The sequence below is a fragment of the Oceanobacillus caeni genome (assembly GCF_019037185.1).
Taxonomy (GTDB): domain Bacteria; phylum Bacillota; class Bacilli; order Bacillales; family Amphibacillaceae; genus Oceanobacillus; species Oceanobacillus caeni.
On the sequence record NZ_JAHHXM010000019.1, the window covers coordinates 14,450 to 37,260 of the forward strand.

Sequence of the window (22,811 nt, forward strand, 5' to 3'; positions counted from 1 at the left end):
TGTAATAGAGAAATTATGGAAAGTATATTTAAAATCCATAAAAACCAAACCAACCAGCCAAAAATGAAGTTAATTTAGTCATCCAGTCAAAGAACAGTGCTACACCCATAAAGATCATAACGTATCCGCCTATTTTAACTAATTTAAGGCTATGTTTTCTAATCCACTTTAATTTACCAATAAAGAATGCCAATAAAAGAAACGGAATAGAGAAGCCTAAAACATAGCTAATCATCATAATCATACCAACATCGGGGTTGGTTGCAGCTAATGATAACACAATAGCTAATATTGGACCGGTACAAGGAGTCCATCCAAGAGAGAATGCCATTCCTATTATAAAAGAACCAACATAACCTCCGGGGCGATTTTTGAATGTTATTTTTTTGTCCTTCATTAGAAATTTAAAATTAAATACTCCAACAATTACTAGTCCAAAGAAAATAATTAAAATAGCACCAATTTGTCTAATGGCATCTTGGTAGGTTAATAGGAATTCCGATATATAAGAGGTGGTAAAACCAATCATAATAAAAATGCTTGAGAACCCTAGTAAAAATAGAACGGTATGTAAAAGAGCTTTTTTATTCATTTTTTTATTTTCTTCATTTATCTCACTTACGCTCATTCCGGTAATATAAGATAAAAATGCCGGATATAGTGGTAATACACACGGTGAAATAAAAGAAAGGAAACCAGCACCAAAAGCTAGAAATATATTTATTTCATTCAAAAATTTTATCCCCCTTTATTAGAAAATCGTAGTCTATTGTTTTGGTAATATTTCTTTAAAGTAACTCTCCAAACTTTCTAATGATAAGGCCCCATTTACAATCCTTTGAATTTCCCCATCCGGATTAATGAATATGGAACTTGGAATTGGTCCTATTTTGTATAAATCCCTGACTTCTCCTGTTTTATCATGGGGAATTGGAAAGGTTAGATCATATTTATCAATAAATCGATCTACAACCAATTCTGTATTATCCAAACTAACTGCAATGATTTCAATTCCTTTTTCTTTATATACGGGATAAAGCTCTTGCATGTAAGGCATTTCTTCTTCACACGGTTTACACCAAGTACCCCAAAAGTTCAGCATAATACCTTGCCCTTTAAAATCACTTAGTCGTATAGTTTCTAATTCATTATTTTTATTAATTTGCTTTAATTCAAAGTCAGGTGCTTCATCTCCGACTTGATAAATGGTTTTATCCGCTTGTATATTGGACACTAATGCAAATATAATAGCTCCAACCATTACAATTAATATAGAAGTTCTAAAAATTAATCTGTTTTTCCTTTTATTTTTCTTCTTCTTTTTTGTTTCCTCCAAACTCATAAGTATGTATCACTCCTTATAGAAATATAGTATAACGGTGGTATTATCTAAAGACACTCTCTGTTAGATTACGTTACAAGTTTGCAGAAATTAAGCAGATTCTTTGTACTATTTATGAACAGAAATTTACCTACAGAAAAATAAAAGGCTAAGCAATACCATACATGCTTAGCCAAACATAAACTATTTGTTTCTATTAATCGATTTTTAATAATTGAGCGTTTATTGCACAAATAATGGTACTGAGTGACATAACTGCGGCTCCGACGGCAGGGGTTATGACAAACCCAACATTGTACAATACACCTGCAGCTAAAGGAATAGCAACAATGTTATACCCAGCAGCCCATCCTAAATTTTGAACCATTTTCCTGCGACTTGCCTTAGACAATTTAATGATATTTAAAATGTCTACTGGATTACTGTTAACTAGTATGACATCAGCTGTTTCAATCGCAACGTCTGTACCTGCACCAATAGCAATTCCCAAATCAGCTTCCGCTAAGGCGGGGGCATCATTAATTCCATCTCCAATCATCGCCACTTTTTTTCCATTTTGTTTTAAATACTTCACATTATTTGATTTCTCATGGGGAAGTACTTCAGCGATGACTTTGGAAATACCTAATTTTTCTCCTACATAATTTGCTACACGTGTGTTGTCACCAGTCATCATAACCGTCTCTATGCCACGGTCATTTAATTCTTTAATAACTTTATAAGAAGATTCACGGATGATATCAGCTAGGGCTATCATTCCTTGTAAGACATTATCTTTAAGAACAAATACGACTGTTTTCCCTTGTAAAGCCAGTTGGTCATAAATTTTTTCATCAAAAGAAATTTTATTTGCTTTCATAGCACCGGGACTAATAACAGCAATTTCTGCATCACCGATTTTAGCTACTAACCCTTTCCCAGTTAAATTCTGATAATCCTTTACATCAAGGGGTTTTAAATTACGATCATTTCCTTCTTTCACAATTCCTTTAGCAATTGGATGGTCTGATTGTGTTTCAACAGAATAAGCTAATTTCAATAATTCTTCTTCACTAATTCCCTCACTTGGATGGATATCTGTAACACCAAAATTACCTTCCGTAAGTGTTCCTGTTTTGTCAAACACCACGCGATCCAATTTAAATGCACTTTCAAATGCTACTCTATTTCGAATTAACAAGCCGTTTTTAGCTGCAATGGAAGTAGATCTAGATGTTACTAGTGGTGTTGCCAAACCAAGTGCATGTGGACAAGCAATAATTAAAACGGTAACCATTCGTTCCAAAGCAAAATCTAAATCCCCGTTAGTCCACCAAACTGCAAAGGTTATAATCCCTACTACAAGAGCAACATAGAATAACCATTTAGCAGCAATATCCGCAAAGCCTTGGGCCTTTGATTTCGATTTTTCTGCATCGCTTACCAATTTAATAACTTGGGATAGGTAGGTGTCATTTCCTGTTTTACTTACCTTAACTTTTAATACACCATCACCATTGACGGAACCACCTATCGCTTCCATTCCGGGTCCTTTTTCAACAGGGACAGATTCTCCTGTAAGCATAGACTCATCGACGGTAGATTCTCCTTCGTAAATTTCACCATCAATTGGAATCTTTTCACCCGATTTAACTAAAATCAGGTCACCCGGTTGTAAATCTTCGACTGTTACCTCAACAATATTTCCGGATTTGTCCAGTTTATGGGCTTCTTTTGGCATTAACTTGATTAGCTCTTCCAGTGCCTTTGAAGCACCCATCAGGGATTTCATTTCTATCCAATGTCCTAACAACATAATTACAATAAGAGTAGCTAGTTCAAAGAAGAAGTCGCTGCCTTCGATAAAGAATGCTGTCAGTGTGCTATATACATAAGCGGCGATGATAGCTAAAGAAATTAACATCATCATTGCAGGCGATTTCTCTTTTAACTCATCCCATGCACCAAGTAAAAATGGTTTTCCACCATAGAAAAAGACAATCGTGGAAAGCAAGAAAAGTAAGAGGGTATCACCTGTGAAATTTACTTCATATCCAATCAGCATTTGAATCATTGGAGACAAGTATAAAATAGGAATTGATAAAACTAGGGATATCCAAAAACGTTTCTTAAAATCTTCTACCATATGTTCGTGATGTCCGCCGTGTCCACCATGATGCCCACTATGTCCATGACTGTGGTCGTGATTTTTGTATTCTTCATGTCCATGTTTGTGATGACCATGCATATCTTCATGTTCATGATTATGATGTTGATGACTGTGATGTTTTTGTTCCTCATGTTGATTATGATTATGATGGTCATGTTCTTTATGCTTATTGTGGTTGTGTTGATTCTCTTCATTTCCTTTGTTATTCATTATTACTCCTCCTTTGGTATGGATATTTAGATGAATTTCCTATTATTTTCTGTATTATTCATCCTTCTATCCATACTATATCATACTATACCCCTGTACAGTATTAATTAGGCTATGATTTTATGTAAAAGATTTGTGTCAAAACAAAAGGTCTTCTTTTATAATTGTATTAAAGACCTTTTTATACCTATAATGAAGGCTTGTTTACCCATTTATATCCAATACCCCAAACAGTTATTAAATAATCATCTATGGGAAATCCAGATTGACGAATTTTATCTCGCATGTTCCGTACATGCGAATCAACTGTTCTTCCTTCTGTGTGCGAATCGTATCCCCAAATTAATTCAATTAATTGTTCTCTAGTATACACTTGGTTTGGTTTTCTCATAAAATAACCTAGCATGGTAAATTCCTTTGGCGTTAACTTTAATGTATTATTTTTATATGATAACTCAAACTCATCCTCATTCCATAAGAGACCATTTACTTCAATCTTCCTCGCAGGTTTCATTCTACGTAATACCGCTTCTATTCTTGCTAATAGCTCATCTTCATCAAAGGGTTTCGTCACATAATCATCTGCACCTAATTTTAACCCTTTTATAATATCCTCTTTCTGTTCACGAGCAGATACCATAATGATAGGGATGTCCGAATCTTTTCTAATCTCTTGGCATAATTCCCAGCCGTTCATTTCAGGCATCATAATATCTATAAGTACTATGTCAAAGGTTTCTTCTTTTAATAAAGATAATGCTTCTTTAGCACTAATAGCTTTTTTACATATAAAATTATGCGGTCTCAAATATAATGCTAATAAATCTAACATTCGTTTTTCATCATCTACTAATAGAGCTTTAACCATTATATTCACCTCTTGTTAAATGAATAATAACCCTTGTACCCTTACCAAGTTCACTTTCGATTTCAATCGTACCTCCGTGAGATTCTATAATTTCTTTTGCAATAGCTAATCCTAATCCCGTTCCACCACTTTCTCTGGAACGCGATTTTTCTACACGGTATAACCGTTCAAATAGATATGGTAATTCCTCTTTTGGAATTCCTTCCCCTTCATCTGAAATAGTTATAGTAATTTCCCTATCATTCTGGGTTACTTCTAATGATATAGACTTTCCATCGGGTGTATGTTTTCTGGCATTATCCAGTATATTTAATAAAACCTGTTGGATTCTATCGGGATCAATATTACCTATGATATTTACTGGGCATGAAGTAGAAAGTGTAATATTTTTTTCTTCCATTACTGGAGCAATTCGTTCTTCAATCGTTTGGATTAGTTGTCTTAAACTAACACTTTTTCGATTAATTACAAACTTATTCTCATCCATTTTAGCTAGGTCAAATAAATTCTTAACCAGAACTGTCAAATGCTCCGTTTCTTCCCGTATGATATCCAGATATTCTTTTCTTTCTTCGTCCGTTATGTCTTGCTTACTGATGATATCCGCATACCCTTTTATGTAGGTTAATGGCGTTCTAAGTTCGTGAGAGATACTTGCCAAAAATTCATTTCTGTCATTTTTTAATCGTTCTAGATCACTAGATAACCACATGATAGAACCGGCTAATTCACCTAGTTCATCTTTTCGTTCCATATGTAATTGCACCTTATTTTTCCCCTCGCTTAGTTGTTCGGTGGCTTCTTTCATTTTCATTAATGGTAACGTAATAAAACGAGAAAGAATAAAAACGGTAAAGATGGTTAGAACAATGGTGATTAGTCCAACTATGACAAATTGATCACTCAAATAATTAACCATATTTTTTACAATATTGGTATTAGCAAACATAAAGACATGCCCTTGATGTTCCTCATCAATAGTAATGGGGCTATCAACCGCTATATATTGTTTTTCCGACCAACGTTGTTCTACTACTTTTCCTACACTGGGTATATCCTTATAATCCGTATGAACAATTACTTCAAACATTTCCTTTTCAACAGGATCGGAATTAATGATGATGTTACCATTGGCATCGGTAATAATAACAGCAAATTCCGATTCTGACTCCATGATAGCAACATGCTCTAACGTTGATGAATCAAAATTATTTTCCAAGACAGCACTATGTGTATTGGCACGAGCTAATAAACTATCCATCACTTCATCAATACGTTCATTTGCTATATTTGTATATAGAATAAAATAAACAAAAACCTCGATAATTAACATGAACACAAAGAATAATAGTCCAATTTTTAAGGATAATTTATTAAACATAATTGACCTCTTTTACCAGTAAGTTAAAGTATCCAGAATACCTATAACAAGAATGATAACTCCTGCAAGTTTTTGTACTAGTGATCCTATTCTTCTGCTTCTCTTTAATATAATGCCACTTGCCCCAAAATACCAAATAAGAAAAATAATTAAAAAAAGTGGAAGTGAGGTTCCAATTCCAAATACAGAAGGTAATACAAATCCATATGATGTTTCTAATACAACTGGCATTAAGGTTAGTATAAATAATACAAACATAGTAGGGCAAAATGCTAACGTAAAACTCGCACCCATTAAAAAGCTTCCTAGATAGCTGTCTCTAAGCCTAGTAGGGATTTTAAACATTTTTCCGGTTTTCCTCCAACTAAATAATCCGAGCATAAATATACCAACTAGTATAAGTAATGGCCCTATTAATTTCCTTAGAATCGGGAACATTTGTGTAAGAGTACTGTGTACTTCCTTTCCGAGTAACCAAATCACTAAACCAATAATTGAAAAAACGACTATTTTACCTAAAACAAATAGAAATACGTGTAACCAAGGGACTTTTTCAATTAATGATTTATTCCCATAAATAGTCATTGCACTAATATTACCTGTAAGTTGACAGGGAGCAACTGCGCCAATTAAACCAAGAAAAAATGCAAATAACAGCGGTATATGTTCATATCCATATGCAATTTGTTGAAGTGGCTCATTTAACATGATGCCTATTTCGTTAAAAAGTTCGAACATATCAATTCACTCACTTTGCCTTTAATAGTCTTATCCATTAAATAACATATAAAAAAAATGTCCATTTTTTGTGCAGATTTCAGCAAATATTAATCAAAGGTAATAATGAAGAAAGAGAATCTCAAAATATTAATAGAAAGTGCGTTTTAATGTGATTGTTAAATAATAGGGGAAATATAACAAAATATAAAGTTTATCCATTGACAATAATACTATACGGGGGTATCGTAAATATATAAAGATAAGGAAGTGATTCATTTGGAGGAAAAATTCTTACATGATCATCCGAGTAAACCAAGAACAAAAGATGAAATGCAAAAAATAATTAATCGTTTAAAACGAATTGAGGGTCAAGTTCGTGGAATACAGAAAATGGTGGAAGATGATCGTTATTGTGTAGATATTTTAGTACAAATAAGTGCCATTCAATCGGCATTAAAAAATGTAGGATTTTCTATCACGGAACGACATATTAAACATTGTGTTAGTGATGCTATCAAACAAGGTGAAGGTAAGGAAACCATTGAAGAATTATTGAATGTCATGAAGCAGTTTTCTAAGTAAGGAGGGAATTATTATGAGTGAAACAAATCATACAACACTTGGTGTAACAGGGATGACCTGTGCAGCCTGTTCTAATCGTGTTGAAAAGGTTTTGAATAAAATGGATGGGGTCAAGGCTCAAGTTAATTTAACAACAGAAAAGGCATCGATAGATTATGATCCAGAGAAAACCTCTATTGAAGACATATCGAAAAAAATAGAGAATGTTGGTTATGGTGTTCTAACGGAGAAAACAGAACTAGATGTCTTTCGGATGACTTGTGCAGCTTGCTCTAACCGTATTGAAAAGGTATTAAATAAACAAGAAGGAGTGAAACTTGCAACTGTAAACTTAACGACAGAAAGTGCGGCTATTGAATATAATCCCGGAATCGTTGATGTAAAAGACCTAATTGATAAAATTAAAAATATTGGTTATGATGCAAAACCAAAGGCAAAAGCCGAAGACAAACAAACATATAAAGAAAAAGAATTAAAAAATATGAAGAAGAAATTAATTATTTCTGCTGTCCTATCTGCACCATTATTATTAACGATGCTTGTTCATTTATTAGGAATGAGTATACCAGATATATTCATGAATCCTTGGTTCCAATTTGCTTTAGCAACACCCGTTCAATTTATCATCGGATGGCAATTTTATGAAGGTGCATATAAGAACCTACGTAATGGTGGGGCAAACATGGATGTACTTGTTGCTTTAGGTACAAGTGCGGCTTATTTCTATAGTTTATACGAAGCATTTAAGACTATTGGCAATCCAGAATATATGCCACATTTATACTTTGAAACCAGTGCTGTTTTGATTACGTTAATTTTGTTTGGTAAATATTTGGAAACGAGAGCGAAAAGTCAAACAACAAATGCTTTATCCAAATTGCTTAATTTACAAGCAAAAGAAGCTCGTGTAATTAGAGATGGTAAAGAATTAATGATTCCTGTAGAAGAAGTTGTCGTTGGAGATCGCTTAATTGTCAAACCGGGAGAAAAGATACCGGTAGATGGTATGGTTGTAAAAGGTAGAACTTCGGTAGATGAATCCATGCTTACAGGAGAATCAATTCCAATTGAAAAGGATTCAGAGGCAAAATTAATTGGATCTACTATTAATAAAAATGGCTCCATTGAAATGGAAGCAACAAAAGTAGGAAAAGATACGGCCCTTGCATCTATTGTCAAGGTTGTGGAGGAAGCTCAAGGATCAAAGGCGCCAATTCAACGATTGGCAGATGTTATTTCAGGTTATTTCGTTCCAATAGTGGTCGGTATTGCTATCCTTACTTTTATTATATGGATTACTTTAGTCGAGCCGGGTCAGTTAGAACCTGCTTTAGTTGCAGCAATTGCTGTACTTGTTATTGCCTGTCCATGTGCTTTAGGACTTGCAACACCAACATCCATTATGGTTGGAACAGGAAAAGCTGCAGAAAGTGGAATCTTATTTAAAGGTGGGGAACACCTAGAGGGAACACATGAGTTAGAAGCAATCGTACTTGATAAGACGGGTACAATCACAAAAGGAAAACCAGAAGTAATTGATTTTTCAGGTGATGAAGAGACATTACAATTATTGGCTAGTGCAGAAAAAGGGTCTGAACATCCACTTGCAGAAGCAATTGTGGCATATGCTACAGAGAATAATATCGACTTTTTGGAAGTAGAACATTTTGAGGCAGTACCGGGTCATGGTATTGAAGCAAAAATTTCCGGAAAAAACATTCTTGTTGGTAATAGAAAGTTAATGAATGATCATCAAATTAATACAGCAGGTTATGAAGAAAAATTAGTTAATTATGAAACTGATGGTAAAACAGCGATGTTGATTGCCATTGATGGTGAGTACCGGGGAACAGTTGCTGTTGCAGATACTATAAAAGAAACGGCTCCAGAGGCTATTAAGCAATTGAAAGATTTAGGAATAGAAGTGTTTATGTTAACAGGTGATAATGAAAGAACAGCCAAAGCAATAGCAAAACAAGTTGGAATTGATCAGGTAATCGCTGAAGTATTACCCGAAGAAAAAGCAGCTAAAGTAAAAGCAATCCAAGAACAAGGTAAGAAAGTTGCAATGGTTGGGGATGGTGTTAATGATGCACCTGCACTTGTTACAGCGGATATTGGGATTGCCATTGGAACTGGTACAGAAGTAGCAATTGAGGCTGCTGATGTTACGATTCTTGGTGGTGAGCTATTGCTTATACCGAAGGCAATTAAAATCAGTCATGCAACGATTAGAAATATCCGACAAAATCTATTCTGGGCATTCGGATATAATACAGCCGGAATACCAGTTGCAGCAATTGGATTACTTGCGCCGTGGATTGCTGGCGCAGCAATGGCGTTAAGTTCAGTAAGTGTTGTTACTAACTCACTTCGACTAAAAAGAGTGAAGTTATAAAATATATTAAATTTATTTAAAGGAGGTGAAAATATAATGGAAAAGAAAACATTAGACGTACAAGGCATGTCTTGTGGTCACTGCAAAATGTCAGTTGAAGGTGCATTGAAAAAATTAGATGGCGTATCAGCAGCTGAGGTTAATTTAGAAGCTGGAAAAGTAGATGTTACTTTTGATGAATCAAAGGTAAATGTTGATGCCATGAAAGATGCAATTGAAGAACAAGGCTATGATGTTGCCTAAATATACGAAATAGGCTGGTTTTCATAGAGAAGACCAGCCTTTTAATATACATTTAATAAGGTGTGAGGGTGGTTTCAAATTTGGATAAATAATGTTACTTTCACTAAGGGAACCAATATGTTAACCATTAGAAATTAGATAGTATTAAAGAACAAACTTTACCAACACTGACATCAACGTAAAAAATACTAAAATCCCAACAATAAAAATTGTAATCCAAAGAGCATTCCCTTTCTTTTGAAGAATTTTATACTCTTTATAAGTGATTTCTCCTTTTGCAAATCTTACCCCATTGTCATTCGGTTCAATAGAATAATGCTTTCCTTCTAAGTCCTCCAAAATAACTTTTGTAATTAAAGCGGACTTGTTCCCCATTTCCGTTTCAAGACTTACCCAATCATTTAATCTACTTTGGACTTCAAAACAGTTGCCACCTGCAAAGTCAACCCTAATTAATTTGTATAAGGAGCTTTCCCATATCTTTTTGGACATTTCATGAGTTTGTTGTTCAATAAAACTATAGGAAAAACACAAAATATCTCACCTCGACTTCACTTTTTCTCTGAACCAAAAAAGTGATTTAAGTACCAATTTACTTTTACTATATCATATGAAAATATTATAAACGGTTAATTAAAATTGTTATATAAATATTTTTAGTGGAACTTTTCGAAGGCAACAGTAGATTATTTCAAGGATACCTAAAATCTCTTGGCATTAACCAACGTTTTAGGATGAATTGTCAGCAAAATAAAAAGGGGCTGTACGTAATCCAAAACAATCGGTACAGCCCTTCTTAATGTTTATTCCGTAAAATTAGTATACTTCTACTTGCCCCATCATACCGTTATCCTCATGCTCTAGAATATGGCAATGGTACATATAGATTCCCTCTTCTGGAAAGGTGACGAGCAGTCTTACTCGTTCGCCCGGTTCAATAAGAACACTATCTTTCAGCCCTTGTTCATTCGGAGCTGGTTCCCTTCCATCACGCGATATGATTTTGAACTGAGTACCATGAATATGGAATGGATGTATCATTCCCCCCATTTCGTCTGGCTTGTTATAAACTTCCCAAACTTCCGAAACTCCTTTCTTTTGCCGCAAGTCAATCCGTTCAGGATCGAATTTCTTGCCGTTTATGGTGACCTTATCCATCATTCCAAACAGTTCGATCTTCTTGGAGACCGGTAAGGATTTTTCTTCTTCTTTAAGGAAGGTAGTGTCATCGGTCCAAGATATGGATTCCATTTCTTCCGTTCCGCCGTCGATATCCAAATCAAAAGGCAACAGAGCATTACCTTCTTCATCAGTAATGGCAATTGGCTCATCGGATTCCATCGCTGAAAAATCAATTAGGATTTCAGCGCGCTCCGATGGGGACAGCGTAATCTCATCCATTTCAACCGGTTCATGCAATAACCCGCCATCTGAAGCAATCTGAGTAAATGTGGCCCCATTGCTTAAACGGAACGTGTAATTTCGGGCGTTCGCGCCGTTTAGGATTCGAAAACGCATCAGCGGTTTTGTCACAGTCAGTTTCGGATTAATCGTACCGTTAACGAGCGATACATCTCCGATTGTTCCATCACTGTTCATTAGATTTTTATAATCCAGTTGCTTGTTTTCGTCAAAGAGACGATCCTGAAAAATGAGAGGGATATCATCTACACCATAAGTATGTGGCAAAGCAGGAGCTTCTTCATCCGTCTCCTCCACGTAGAGCATTCCTGCAAGCCCTTTGAAAACTTGTTCAGCAGTCGATTTGTGTGGATGTGGGTGATACCACAATGTCGCTGCCGGCTGATCGGCTTTTAAGGTGACGATTTTACTTTCCCCCGGCTGAATTACATCACTCGGACCACCATCCTCAGTTCCCGGTACTTCAAGACCGTGCCAGTGAAAGGTTGTTGGTTCGTTTAATTCATTCCGGACCTTCACTTTAACGGTTTCCCCCTCTTTCAACTGTAAAGTCGGACCCAACAAATTCCCATTATATCCGTAAGTATTGGTTGGAGAGCCATCAAAGAATTGCGTCGTGCCTTCTTGTGCGACCACCTCATAATCGAAATCTGATTCCTTCTGTTTTTCTAGCAGGGGTGGTATTACTAACTCCTGAGTTCCTTTGGAGGCTTGAAGAGGGGGGATATTATCATGGTCCATGTGTTCTTCCATACCTTCCATGTCCCCGTGGTTCATATCCATATTTTCTTCATGTTGCATTTCTCCAGATTCCATAGTTTGTTCTACAGACTGTTGTTCTGTTGTGATGTTTGTGCAACCCGTCAATATTAGCAACAAGCCTGCACCTGTCAATATACTTTTTTTCATTTGTTCGCTCCTTTATTCGTCAAGTATAAGTTGTTGAAAATATCATTTCGGTTTTTGCATTTTAGATTTCTGATGAGTTATTTAGTTGTAATCACCACGAGTTAGAAAATTACCTTTAATACATTTTCCTCCTTCCCTTGCCATTCAATCTATCGTCGCAATTATCATACCGAACAAATATCGAGAAATAATGCATAATTGGAGTAAAAACTAATCACTATTAAATTTAGATGTTGAGTATAAATGGATTATTCTACTGAAATGTCATTGATATTAAATGACATTGTATTTTTATAACCTTTTGTAATCCACTTGGAAAAGGAATGGAGATTTATTTTGGAAATATTCGTAATTTACGTTTTGCAAGGTCTGCATATAATCTGCAAATTTACTGGTTAGAATATAAGCAAGCTTTATTTTATTAGGAGGGATTGTTTAAATGCAAAGTAGAAAAATCGTAATAGGGATAATTACTATATTCACAGTACTTATCTTATCTGCATGTACAGGTGCAAATGAAGAAGAAAATACAGAAACCGAATCAGGTACTGAAGAAAATATGGACATGAAATCCAATAATAATGAAATGGATATGGAAGAATCTGATACCAACGAAGATATGGAAGGCATGGATCATTCTGGTATGAACCATTCTAGCACTGGCGAAGTCCCAGAAGGCTTACAAAAATCGGATAACCCAACTTATGAGGTTGGCAGCCAAGCTATAATTGAATCTGATCATATGCCGGGAATGAAAGGTGCAGAGGCAACAATCGTTGGAGCATATGATACCACGGTATATACTGTTTCCTACACGCCTACAACCAGTGGGGAACCGGTAGAAAATCACAAATGGGTCATCCACGAGGAGATTGAAGGAGCCGGGGAAGAACCATTTGAACCGGGTACTGAGGTGACCTTAAATACGGATCATATGGAAGGAATGAACGGGGCTGATGCAGTTATTGATTCTGCCGAAGAAACAACGGTATATATGGTTGATTTTGTAACAACTGATACAGGAGATGAAGTAAAAAACCACAAGTGGGTAACGGAAAGTGAATTGTCATCAGTAGAATAATTATTAAATTAGGGACTTATCCAAATCGGGTAGGTTCTTTTTTAGTAGTTGAATTGGGAGAGGTACTTGCTATTATTTACATATATATAGGTAAGTTGTATAACTCTATCTGACACAATAAACATTCGTTGCTACTACTATGGAATAATCACCAAGATTAATGCACTTCTGAAATTTTAATGAAAAGGGAAGGAGAACTACAAAGTTGACCTAGAAGGAGAGAGTAGAGAATAAAAGAAAGAATACAAAAAGAATTTAAGTAACAGAGCTAGTTAGAAATACAACAAACTCCAAAATTATTCACCTTGTAGAAGAAACACAAGATGAACGCACACCATCTCAAGCGTTTGTAGATAAATTTGCAAAATATTATACACCTATTATTATTTGGTGGGAGCTGGGGAACTTGGGCTTATCAAGGGCAAGCTGTTCTTGTCGTTGGTTGTCCTTGTGCATTAGTTATTTCAATTGTTTCAGCAATTGGAAATGCAGCTAAAAAAGGTGTGCTTATCAAAGGCGGAATTTATCTAGGAGAAATGGGTGCCTTAAAAGCGATTGCTTTTGACAAAACTGGTGCATTAACAAAAGGGATTCCTGTTGTAACAGATTTTAATGTGTTGAACAGTTAATGGTACATTCAACGACTTATTTTCACTTCTTTAAAATATATCCGATAATTAAAGGGAGAATCTTTAAAGAAGATGTAAACCAATTTATTTAATATGGAGACACAGGATAGAATAGAAAGAACGCATCATAAGCTAAAATTTGATGTGTTCTTTTTTTCTCTTATGTGGTCTTACCTTTAGAGATAAACAATAAAATCTGAGTGATAATAGCAAGTATAGGTAATTCCAATAATGGACCTATAACTAATGTTAAAGCAATTAAAGGTTGATCCGGAAATGCTGTCATAGCAATTGCTAAAGCTATAGGTGAATTTCTAGCTAAAGTGGTCATATTCAAACTGACTTTATCAGATTGCGAGAATTTCAGAAGCTGCCCAATTTTCCGGCCAACGATAAAGTTTATTACAAAATATAGAAGAATAGGGATTGTTAACTTCCACAATAAATTTAGGTTATCAAGTAGTAATTGTCCTTGAGAAGCAAACATTGCAACGATTGCAAGGCTTAGAGAAATAATTGGTAGCGCACTTAATTTCGATAATAGATTTTTAGCGAACTGTTGTTTACTTTTCAATAATGCTTTTGTTAAGACTGATAAAGCTAATGGGATGAATAATACAATCAGTATACTTTCAACCAAAAAGGAAAGTTCAATAAATCCTGTAGTTCCACCGAAAATTAGAAGATAAACGGGTAGTAAGAAAACCTGTAATAGTAAATTTAAAGGCAAAATAGCAGTTGATAAAGCAACATTTCCCTTTGCTAAACCTGTAAAGATTATGTACCAATCAGTACAAGGAGTAACCATTAACATGATAAAACCAATATATAATGCAGGGTTATCACCTAAAAATAGTAAAGCTAATAGCCACGCTAAAAGAGGTGTCCAGAGAAAATTCATGATGACTGTAGTAGATGTGAACTTTAAGTTTTTAAAAGACTTTCTTATTTCTTCAAAAGGAATTTGTAAGAAGGTAATATAAAGCATTGATATTAATAACGGTACAATAAAACTCTCTGCACTCGTTCTTATTGGTTCTAATTGTCCTAGACTTATGCCTATGATTACTGCTAAGAAAATAATAAATGTATACATCTTTTCGAATAAACCCATTTCATAATCACCCCAACGACAAGATAACTGTTATTCACGCCATTTTACCACAGAGTAACGACTTTAAGTTTTTTAGTAACTGAGAAATATTATTGGTTTGTAACTTTAATACATAAAGTAAAATAGACATCAATAATTATACATGCATTATTGCTAAACGTGCTTTATGTATTATTGATACAGGTTGTTGAATAAAACATTATTTTAAATGTCACATTTTAATGAAATATTTTATTGTATATATAAGCAAATAGTTATATGCTAATGTTGTAATGAAATTATAAGGAGGAGATGATGTGCTGCAAACAACCATTGAAATGGAAAAGGCTGCAGTTATTTTAAAATTATTGGGTGATAAAACAAGATTAACGATTATGAAATTAATTGATAATCAAGCTTGTTGTGTCTGTGAATTTGTTGAAATATTTCAAGTCAGTCAGCCATCGATTAGTCAGCATTTACGTAAGTTGAAAGACTTAGGATTGGTTAAGGAAGAAAGAAAAGGGCAATGGATATTTTACTCCGTAGATAAGGAAAATGAATATTATTCATTTATTAAACCTATTCTTGATCAATTACCTAATCAAGATTACAAATTAAAAGAACTTGAAGAAAATGGTACACGAATTTCTTGTTGTTAAATTGGAGGTATTATTTTGTCTACAACGCTTATACTCGCAATATTAATTTTTATTGCAACCCTAGTACTAGTAATATGGCAGCCAAAGGGCTTAAACATTGGCTGGTCCGCAATGGGTGGAGCTGTAATTGCCTTATTAGTAGGGGTAGTAGGATTCAGTGATGTTCTTGAAGTAATTGACATCACATGGAATGCAACGCTATCCTTTGTCGCAATTATCCTTATTTCTTTAATACTAGATGAGATTGGATTATTCGAATGGGCAGCACTGCACATGGCACGGGTAGCAAAAGGTCATGGAATAAAAATGTTTGTTTACATTAGTATTTTAGGTGCAGTTGTTGCAGCATTATTTGCGAATGACGGAGCGGCACTTATCCTAACACCGATTGTTCTTGCAATGGTGCGAAATTTGAATTTTAAAGAAAAAATGATATTCCCTTTCATTATGGCAAGTGGATTTATTGCGGATACAACTTCATTACCATTTATTGTAAGTAACTTAGTAAATATCGTTTCTGCAGACTTCTTTGGCATTGGATTTGTTGAATATGCTTCGCGGATGATTATTCCGAACTTATTTTCACTAATTGCAACCATTTCGGTATTACTAATCTACTTTAGAAAAAGTATCCCTAAGAATTATGATTTATCGAAACTTAGGGAACCGAAAGAAGCAATAAACGATATAAAGATGTTTCGCCTTTCTTGGTATGTTCTCGGATTATTAGTAATTGGCTATTTTAGTAGCGAATTCATAAATTTACCAGTATCTATTATTGCTGGGGCCATAGCTATATTCTTTATCATAATGGCCAGACGTAGTGCCGCTGTTAATACGAAAAAAGTTATTAAAGGCGCTCCGTGGAATATCGTTATTTTTTCAATTGGAATGTATGTCGTCGTATATGGATTGGGAAATGCCGGGCTGACCTCTGCGCTCGCAAGTGTTCTTCAAACTGTGGCTGAACAAGGATTATTCGTTGCTACAGTTGGAATGGGTTTTATAGCTGCTTTCCTGTCATCGATTATGAATAATATGCCAACCGTAATGATTGATGCATTAGCCATTGCTGAAACGAATACTTCTGGTGTATTAAGAGAAGCGCTTGTTTATGCTAACGTAGTTGGTTCGGATTTAGGACCAAAAATTACGCCAATTGGTTCACTAGCAACCTTAGTGTGGCTCCATGTACTTTCCCAAAAAGGAATTAAAATTTCATGGGGAACCTATTTTAAAACGGGGATTGTTTTAACTATCCCAATTCTATTTATTACTTTAGTAGGTCTTTATCTAACACTTATATTATTTTAAAAAGGAGAATGAAATATGGCTAAAAAATCAATATATTTCTTATGTACAGGGAACTCATGCAGAAGCCAAATGGCTGAAGGCTGGGCAAAAAAGTACCTTGGAGATGATTGGGAAGTTAGAAGTGCAGGGATTGAAGCGCATGGGTTAAATCCCAATGCGATAAAAGCCATGAATGAAGTTGGACTTGACATTTCTAACCAAAGATCAGAAACAATTGATGTAGAGTTTCTGAATAAGGCAACATTGGCGGTAACGTTATGTGGAGATGCCAAAGACCGCTGTCCAGTAACACCGCCTCATGTTAAAAGGGAACATTGGGGATTTGATGACCCAGCCAAGGCTGAAGGTACGGAAGAAGAAGTTTGGAAAGTGTTTCAGCGAGTTCGTGATGAAATAGGAGAACGGATTAAACGATTTGCAGAAACAGGAGAATAAGAAATAGTAGGAGGGAATAAAACCTTCCTACTTTTCTTATTCTATCTTAATGAAATTAAGGAACCTATAACTGTTTCTAACAATCAATGCATACTATTGCATATTAATATAAAAATAAGGGCTATCACCAAAAACAGTAATTGAACCTAATCTCAATGAGATGTATAATAATATTAGAAAATAAGCATAATAAAAACCGAGAATGTTGTGAGCATTTTCGGTCAGCATGATAAAGAGTTCAGGTGGGATTTCCTCTGGACAAAGAAAATGTAATATGCTTTGTACAGTTGCGAACCCTTACCCTTATTTTGATTCTAGCAGATCAAAGGTTAAAATTAGCAGTCTATTCGTTTGAAAATAGACTGCTATATTTTTTGTTCCAGACAAAGAATTATGCACTGTAATATAACACAAGTGATTAAATAAGTTCATGACTAATCTCCTCAAATAACTCTTGATCAAACTCGTAAACTATATTCTTGATCGTTCGATCTTTAGGCTTTTCTCCAGTATTTACTTGAATTTCTTTGATAAGAAACCGGAGTAATTCTTTTCTATCATAGTCATCTAATAGGTTATAAAATGAATTAAAATCATTAGCAATACGCTTAATTACCGGTAATAAGTCATTGTTATTCTTTAACTCTACCTGCCTTGTTAGTAGTGTTATGAACTCCTTTTGTTCACTTTCTTGATTCTGAACCCTTTTCATTTCTTCACTAAGTGTATCTATGTCGATTATTCTTTTCGTATAAAGTTGCAAGAGATCCTGCTTCTCTCTTTTTAATTCAGTTAAATTTTTTTCTAGTAATTTAAGTTCCTCTTCAATTGGTTCAAGTTCACTTTTTAGATTATCAATAACAACTCTTTGTAATGGTACAGAGAGGTTTAAATCATTTAGGTAATTCATAACCTGTGATAAGACCTCTTGTTCTGCATACTCCTTTTTTACAAGGTTCGACTTACATGCTTTAGAACCACTGTTTTTAAAACGGCCACACACGTAATATTTGTACTTTTTGTTTGCATTCCCTTGTACCATTGCGCCTCCACAAGTAGGACACTTTAATATACCCGATAATGGAAAGGAGCCGTTGTGTATTTTTTCTTGGGTATAACTACGTAGTGATAAGAGTTTTTGGGTTCTTTCCCAAAGCTCTTCACTGATAATAGGATAATGGTTACCTTTTTTATATTTACCTTTCCATTTAACATAACCATTGTAGATTTTATTATTGAGAATAGTTCTGACTGCGGTAATTGACCAATGATTATCTTTTTTGGTTTTAATACCTTGCATATTTAAATTAGTAGCTATTTTTCGATAACCCCACATTTTATTGGAGTAACAATCAAAAATGTATTTAACTACTCTTGCTTCATCTTTGTCAATTACTAATTTCTTATTTATTAAATTGTAGCCAAATACTCTTCCACCGTTGAAGTCACCATTTTCAAATGTCTTCTCCATACCTAATGATGTACGAAAGGCGATTAGATCTTTTTCGACTTCTGCTATAATACCTAATATCTGATAGATTAGTTTTGAATTAGGGTCGTTTGTGTCGATATTATCAGCGATAGAAATTAAGTTCTTGTTAGCTTTCTTTAGACGATTAAAGATATATTGGGAATCTAAAGAATTACGTGATATGCGATCTTGTTTAAATACGATGATGGAATCAATATTATTCTCCTCTTGGAAAACATCATAAAACATTTTTTTAAACTCAGATCTATTTGAAAAGCTTTCCCCGGAAGCAGGTTCCTCTACAAATATTTTTACAAGAATAATATTATTTTCCCTACAATACTTTTCTATTGCCTCAATTTGTTGTTCAATAGAAGTGTTATCTAATTGTTTATTTGTGCTAACACGAACGTATGCATAAGCTCTAACATATTTTACTGGCATATTAACTTGTATACCTGACATTTCAATATTTGCTGTCATCTTCCCCCCTCCATTTCAATAGAAAATCCCTTTCCTATAGAATCAGAGTATTTAACCATTAGATCTGTTAGGTAATTTAGAAAGTCATAGCCTTTTATTTTTGTTAACTCTTTACTTGTTGCAAGTCTAAGTCTGTAATCTTTATCGTAATCTAATATTTCATTTTTCGTCATAGTTTAATGATCTCCCCTTATCTATTTGTGATTTTAAGACACAAATAACAGCCGGCTCGTCATTTGCTGAAACATGATAACAGCGAAAAAATGATATTTTAAGAGAGAATCAAAAATATTTTTATTTTATTTGTATATTGGAATAAAATACCCCAAATTCAATTTGAAGGTCTGGACTAGTGCTTTTTATGGCAACCACCAAATCTATAAATGACAGTATCTTTTATGAATGCAAAAAGAGTCTATAAAACGCATATAGTTCATAAAAACTTGCGTATTATAGACTCGTTATTTATTCTTATTGTGTGAAAGCACTCATTAGCTTAATAAAAAACATTTTCGTTATCTTTAAACCAAATCTTCGTATTTCATGGAAAAGTCCCCTATTAGATTGACTGCTAGATTTGAGGAGGCTAGTAGATAAAGGAAACTATTCAATAAACAGTACAAAAAGTATTAATGTTAGTTTGGTTTACCTTTGGTTAGTAACTTTAATGCAGACTTTCTTATTTCGGGGTTTTTCCCTGCTAAAGCTAAAGCAGTTCCACCTACTCCTACCCAGACCGAAGCAACCATCCATCTTTTGAATTCAGAGTCTTTTTGATAAGATTTTTCAACCATACGCTCAATACGGTCATTAAGTTTGTCTCTAGCTTCTTCACTAAGATTTGGGTCTTTTAGTTGCTCAGAAAATATCTCTATTGCTTTATCAATTGTACTATAAACTTTTTCTTGAGATTTCGAACCTACTTCTCCCATATTGTTTATTGCTTTTATGATTTCAGGAGAATATTTTAGTAAGGTTTCAAGTTCTGTCGAGGTTAATTCGGATAGGTCATAATTGTTTTCCTTGAGTTTTATTAAGGTTTCGTCAATAATTACTTTTTCACTCATAGCAACACCTCTAAATTAGTTGTTTATGCTATTATACAACAATGGAAATTTTAAATATTGCTTTTTCAAAAGGTTCGTATACTTAACAAATTTGACTCGTTGGTTGAAAGTTATGTATCATCCTTTGTCTTTAATAGTAAAATTTAATCGAACGCCTTAAAATACACATCACCACCATAAATATCATAGCCTTCTAAAAGGCTATCATCTTGCTTTTTCCACCAGCCATTTTTTATAGAATCTGCATCTGGATTTTCTCTTACAAAACCATCGTACACTTCTTTTGTCATTAATATTGGTGATGTTTCAATAGATGAACTTTCACTTTTAGTTTTGGTATTGAGAAAAAAGGTTTGAAAATTATCGTCACTATGACGGTAAACCGGTCTATAATCATATTGTTCTGTTCTTGTTTCTAATTCCTTTTTTAGATTCTTATTAAGAAACTGTTCAATTTCAACGTCATACCAACCCCATTCTTTTAAACGCCTGTAATAGTAACCTTCAACAATATATGGATATTGATAAGAAATTTCATTTATAATTGTTTTATTTGCCAGATCAGTTAATTTAGAAGCAATATTTGCAGGTCGTCCTAGCCAAACTAATGATTTATATGGTGTATTATCCGCACCGTTTTTTCTAATTCCAGCTTTAGAAACCAACATTTTTCCATAATCTATTCCAATTCCACATTTAACTTCATTGTTTTTAAAATGCTTGTTAAGTATTCGGGTTGCTAATGAGTTTAGCAGAATTGCAGTATTTACAGCGTTTTTATAACAATTTTCTCTATCAAAAACAACCATTAAACGGTCACCAATAATATTTCTTACCTTGCCACCATAGAACTCGGCAGCTTTAGCCATAGAACGAACAAAAGAACTATATAATCTTGTCAATGTTATAGGTTTATGAGATAAATTTAGTTCGGTTGATTTACGAATGTCTATATATAGGATACAAGTTTCAATACGTTTAGCTTTTTGAGATTTGGTATCTAGGTTTGGAAAAGTTATGTCAGAATCGGTTATTGATGGAACAGTACTTGTATCTGTGATAGTAATGCTAAAGTCAGAAGATAATATATTTTTCATTTCTTCTTCTAATAATTTTTTTAAATCAAAAATATCCATATTAACATTACTCCTTTAAACGGTATAATGATATTATACAAACTAATATTATAAGGTGAGAGTTATGGACAAAGAGGATTTATATAAACAACTTGATAAAGTTGATGACTGGATAAATAATGCTGATACAAAGCTAGGAGTTGTGTTAGCTTTTATAGGTGTCTTCTCAGGTTTTATAATATCAAATGATAGATTAAACCGAAATGTTGGGAATTTACTTGATAGTGGTACAAAGGTGGAACAATTTGTAGTAATCTTATTAATTTATTTAACTAGTATATCTCTATTGTTGTCAATATTTATGTGTATAAGAGGATTAATGGCTAAAACTAATAATAGCAAAAAGACATTATTGTTTTGGGGTCATGTAAAGGAGTTTAAGGACTACGAGACCTTTAAAAGGTTTAAGGAACAACAAAGTGAGGAAGAATTAAAAAGCGATATTTATAATCAAATTCATACGAATTCAGTAATAGTTTACAATAAATTTTATCGTTTTAGATGGAGTGTTATTTTTACTCTGATTTCTTTATCAGCTTATATTTCGATATACTTCTTTTCAATCTTATAAAAAATAGACCAGAGTGATACTCCTGTCTATTTCTTTAGCCTATTCTCACTGGATAAACTTTGGCGGCATATCAGGTAAAATGAAAATTTCTTCTTCAGCAAAAATAAGGTAATGTTCTTTATATCCAAGATAATGGACATAAAGTGATTTTCCTTCATATAAACTATCTGTTTCGGATAGCAAATTACAATATGAAATAAAACCCAAGCTACCATCTTTGGAATATGTATACACTGCTATTCCTTTACTAGTAAAATTACGTATTCGAACCTTAGTTGTTTGATAGATTTCAAAACCTGTACTGTCTAATAAATTCATTAAGTAAACCCCTTTTCCCAAATAACAGTAAGCTACTAACGATTAATCTACTGTTATTATTTTATTGAAACGTAATCCATCTCAAATATATCTGCATAATCCAATTGACGATTCTCTCTTCCTATGATTTTCCCAATCATCTTGGTATTTAAATAATGATGATATTCATTTGCTGCACTTAGATCTTCAAATACCTTACCGATTACAATATGATCCCTAGCATCAAAGCCAATTACGACATGACTTTTCATACTCTTTCCTCCATTTGCATGTACAATCTAGTGGGAATTACTTTTCGGGAAATAATTTATGTTATGTTATCGTTCA

23 protein-coding genes and 1 pseudogene are annotated in these 22,811 nt (G+C 33.9%); 9 read left to right on the plus strand and 15 right to left on the minus strand.

Going from position 1 to position 22,811, the window contains the following annotated elements; translation table 11 throughout:
* Positions 1 to 28: 28 nt before the first annotated feature.
* The 6 genes from KM885_RS11165 to KM885_RS11190 form a co-directional block, all read right to left on the minus strand.
* A complete protein-coding gene (locus tag KM885_RS11165; RefSeq protein WP_040037827.1) occupies positions 29 to 733 on the minus strand; it encodes a cytochrome c biogenesis CcdA family protein in 705 nt (234 codons plus the stop codon).
* A 33-nt stretch (positions 734 to 766) separates the two neighbouring features.
* Entirely contained in the window at positions 767 to 1,342 is a 576-nt protein-coding gene (gene resA, locus KM885_RS11170; protein WP_040047918.1) for a thiol-disulfide oxidoreductase ResA, read from the minus strand.
* Between the two features lie 196 nt (positions 1,343 to 1,538).
* Positions 1,539 to 3,701: a copper-translocating P-type ATPase gene (locus KM885_RS11175; protein WP_216883987.1), complete on the minus strand. Its 2,163-nt coding sequence runs from the start codon at positions 3,699 to 3,701 to the stop codon at positions 1,539 to 1,541.
* Between the two features lie 187 nt (positions 3,702 to 3,888).
* The gene (locus tag KM885_RS11180) at positions 3,889 to 4,569 is read right to left on the minus strand and encodes a response regulator transcription factor (protein WP_204798084.1); all 681 of its coding nucleotides are present in this window, start codon (positions 4,567 to 4,569) and stop codon (positions 3,889 to 3,891) included.
* Positions 4,562 to 5,950 (minus strand): HAMP domain-containing sensor histidine kinase, encoded by a 1,389-nt coding sequence (locus KM885_RS11185; protein WP_204798083.1) that lies wholly within the window; start codon positions 5,948 to 5,950, stop codon positions 4,562 to 4,564. Before KM885_RS11185 ends, KM885_RS11180 begins: the two co-directional genes overlap by 8 nt.
* Positions 5,951 to 5,962: 12 nt before the next feature.
* Positions 5,963 to 6,688 (minus strand): cytochrome c biogenesis CcdA family protein, encoded by a 726-nt coding sequence (locus KM885_RS11190; RefSeq protein WP_216883988.1) that lies wholly within the window; start codon positions 6,686 to 6,688, stop codon positions 5,963 to 5,965.
* A 312-nt stretch (positions 6,689 to 7,000) separates the two neighbouring features.
* Here KM885_RS11190 and KM885_RS11195 point away from each other — a divergent pair, with 312 nt between their 5' ends.
* From KM885_RS11195 to copZ, 3 genes are read left to right on the plus strand one after another with little or no spacing between them, the layout of a single operon-like run.
* A complete protein-coding gene (locus tag KM885_RS11195; RefSeq protein WP_046128617.1) occupies positions 7,001 to 7,252 on the plus strand; it encodes a metal-sensing transcriptional repressor in 252 nt (83 codons plus the stop codon).
* Positions 7,253 to 7,265: 13 nt separating this feature from the next.
* Entirely contained in the window at positions 7,266 to 9,650 is a 2,385-nt protein-coding gene (locus tag KM885_RS11200; RefSeq protein WP_216883989.1) for a heavy metal translocating P-type ATPase, read from the plus strand.
* Positions 9,651 to 9,686: 36 nt separating this feature from the next.
* Positions 9,687 to 9,893: a copper chaperone CopZ gene (gene copZ / locus KM885_RS11205; RefSeq protein WP_040037994.1), complete on the plus strand. Its 207-nt coding sequence runs from the start codon at positions 9,687 to 9,689 to the stop codon at positions 9,891 to 9,893.
* A gap of 144 nt (positions 9,894 to 10,037) precedes the next feature.
* Here the strand turns inward: copZ and KM885_RS11210 are convergent, their stop codons facing one another.
* Both KM885_RS11210 and KM885_RS11215 read right to left on the minus strand, forming a co-directional pair.
* Positions 10,038 to 10,427, minus strand: coding sequence for a hypothetical protein (locus tag KM885_RS11210; RefSeq protein ID WP_040037995.1), 390 nt, complete (start codon positions 10,425 to 10,427; stop codon positions 10,038 to 10,040).
* Positions 10,428 to 10,709: 282 nt separating this feature from the next.
* Positions 10,710 to 12,224 (minus strand): multicopper oxidase domain-containing protein, encoded by a 1,515-nt coding sequence (locus KM885_RS11215; RefSeq protein ID WP_204798080.1) that lies wholly within the window; start codon positions 12,222 to 12,224, stop codon positions 10,710 to 10,712.
* Positions 12,225 to 12,663: 439 nt separating this feature from the next.
* On the opposite strand from KM885_RS11215, the gene KM885_RS11220 reads away from it, so the two are divergent.
* Both KM885_RS11220 and KM885_RS11225 read left to right on the plus strand, forming a co-directional pair.
* Complete coding sequence (locus KM885_RS11220; protein WP_204798079.1) at positions 12,664 to 13,305, plus strand: YdhK family protein; 642 nt, start codon at positions 12,664 to 12,666, stop codon at positions 13,303 to 13,305.
* A gap of 271 nt (positions 13,306 to 13,576) precedes the next feature.
* Positions 13,577 to 13,928 (plus strand): annotated as a pseudogene (locus KM885_RS11225) (cation-transporting P-type ATPase); the annotation flags it as partial.
* 166 nt (positions 13,929 to 14,094) lie between these two features.
* On the opposite strand, the gene KM885_RS11230 reads toward KM885_RS11225, so the two are convergent.
* Positions 14,095 to 15,048 carry an arsenic resistance protein gene (locus tag KM885_RS11230; protein WP_040037801.1) on the minus strand — a complete coding sequence of 318 codons (954 nt, stop codon included), beginning with the start codon at positions 15,046 to 15,048 and terminating at the stop codon, positions 14,095 to 14,097.
* 296 nt (positions 15,049 to 15,344) lie between these two features.
* Here KM885_RS11230 and KM885_RS11235 point away from each other — a divergent pair, with 296 nt between their 5' ends.
* From KM885_RS11235 to arsC, 3 genes are read left to right on the plus strand one after another with little or no spacing between them, the layout of a single operon-like run.
* Complete coding sequence (locus tag KM885_RS11235) at positions 15,345 to 15,689, plus strand: ArsR/SmtB family transcription factor (protein ID WP_087941717.1); 345 nt, start codon at positions 15,345 to 15,347, stop codon at positions 15,687 to 15,689.
* A 15-nt stretch (positions 15,690 to 15,704) separates the two neighbouring features.
* Positions 15,705 to 17,003: an arsenic transporter gene (locus KM885_RS11240; protein WP_204798078.1), complete on the plus strand. Its 1,299-nt coding sequence runs from the start codon at positions 15,705 to 15,707 to the stop codon at positions 17,001 to 17,003.
* Positions 17,004 to 17,018: 15 nt separating this feature from the next.
* The gene (arsC, locus tag KM885_RS11245; protein WP_204798077.1) at positions 17,019 to 17,438 is read left to right on the plus strand and encodes an arsenate reductase (thioredoxin); all 420 of its coding nucleotides are present in this window, start codon (positions 17,019 to 17,021) and stop codon (positions 17,436 to 17,438) included.
* Positions 17,439 to 17,856: 418 nt separating this feature from the next.
* Here the strand turns inward: arsC and KM885_RS11250 are convergent, their stop codons facing one another.
* The 4 genes from KM885_RS11250 to KM885_RS11265 all read right to left on the minus strand — a co-directional run bounded on the left by KM885_RS11250 (position 17,857) and on the right by KM885_RS11265 (position 21,595).
* Positions 17,857 to 19,392 carry a recombinase family protein gene (locus KM885_RS11250; RefSeq protein ID WP_204798076.1) on the minus strand — a complete coding sequence of 512 codons (1,536 nt, stop codon included), beginning with the start codon at positions 19,390 to 19,392 and terminating at the stop codon, positions 17,857 to 17,859.
* On the minus strand, positions 19,389 to 19,565 hold the full coding sequence (locus KM885_RS11255) for a hypothetical protein (RefSeq protein ID WP_204798075.1): 177 nt from the start codon (positions 19,563 to 19,565) through the stop codon (positions 19,389 to 19,391). The genes KM885_RS11250 and KM885_RS11255 overlap by 4 nt, the downstream gene beginning before the upstream one ends.
* Positions 19,566 to 20,027: 462 nt before the next feature.
* A complete protein-coding gene (locus KM885_RS11260) occupies positions 20,028 to 20,459 on the minus strand; it encodes a RidA family protein (protein ID WP_204798074.1) in 432 nt (143 codons plus the stop codon).
* A gap of 143 nt (positions 20,460 to 20,602) precedes the next feature.
* Positions 20,603 to 21,595 (minus strand): adenylate/guanylate cyclase domain-containing protein, encoded by a 993-nt coding sequence (locus KM885_RS11265; RefSeq protein ID WP_204798073.1) that lies wholly within the window; start codon positions 21,593 to 21,595, stop codon positions 20,603 to 20,605.
* A 64-nt stretch (positions 21,596 to 21,659) separates the two neighbouring features.
* On the opposite strand from KM885_RS11265, the gene KM885_RS11270 reads away from it, so the two are divergent.
* A complete protein-coding gene (locus KM885_RS11270; RefSeq protein WP_204798072.1) occupies positions 21,660 to 22,166 on the plus strand; it encodes a Pycsar system effector family protein in 507 nt (168 codons plus the stop codon).
* Between the two features lie 45 nt (positions 22,167 to 22,211).
* On the opposite strand, the gene KM885_RS11275 is transcribed toward KM885_RS11270, so the two are convergent.
* Entirely contained in the window at positions 22,212 to 22,484 is a 273-nt protein-coding gene (locus KM885_RS11275) for a hypothetical protein (RefSeq protein ID WP_204798071.1), read from the minus strand.
* Positions 22,485 to 22,540: 56 nt separating this feature from the next.
* On the minus strand, positions 22,541 to 22,735 hold the full coding sequence (locus KM885_RS11280; protein ID WP_216883990.1) for a hypothetical protein: 195 nt from the start codon (positions 22,733 to 22,735) through the stop codon (positions 22,541 to 22,543).
* Positions 22,736 to 22,811 lie beyond the last annotated feature (76 nt).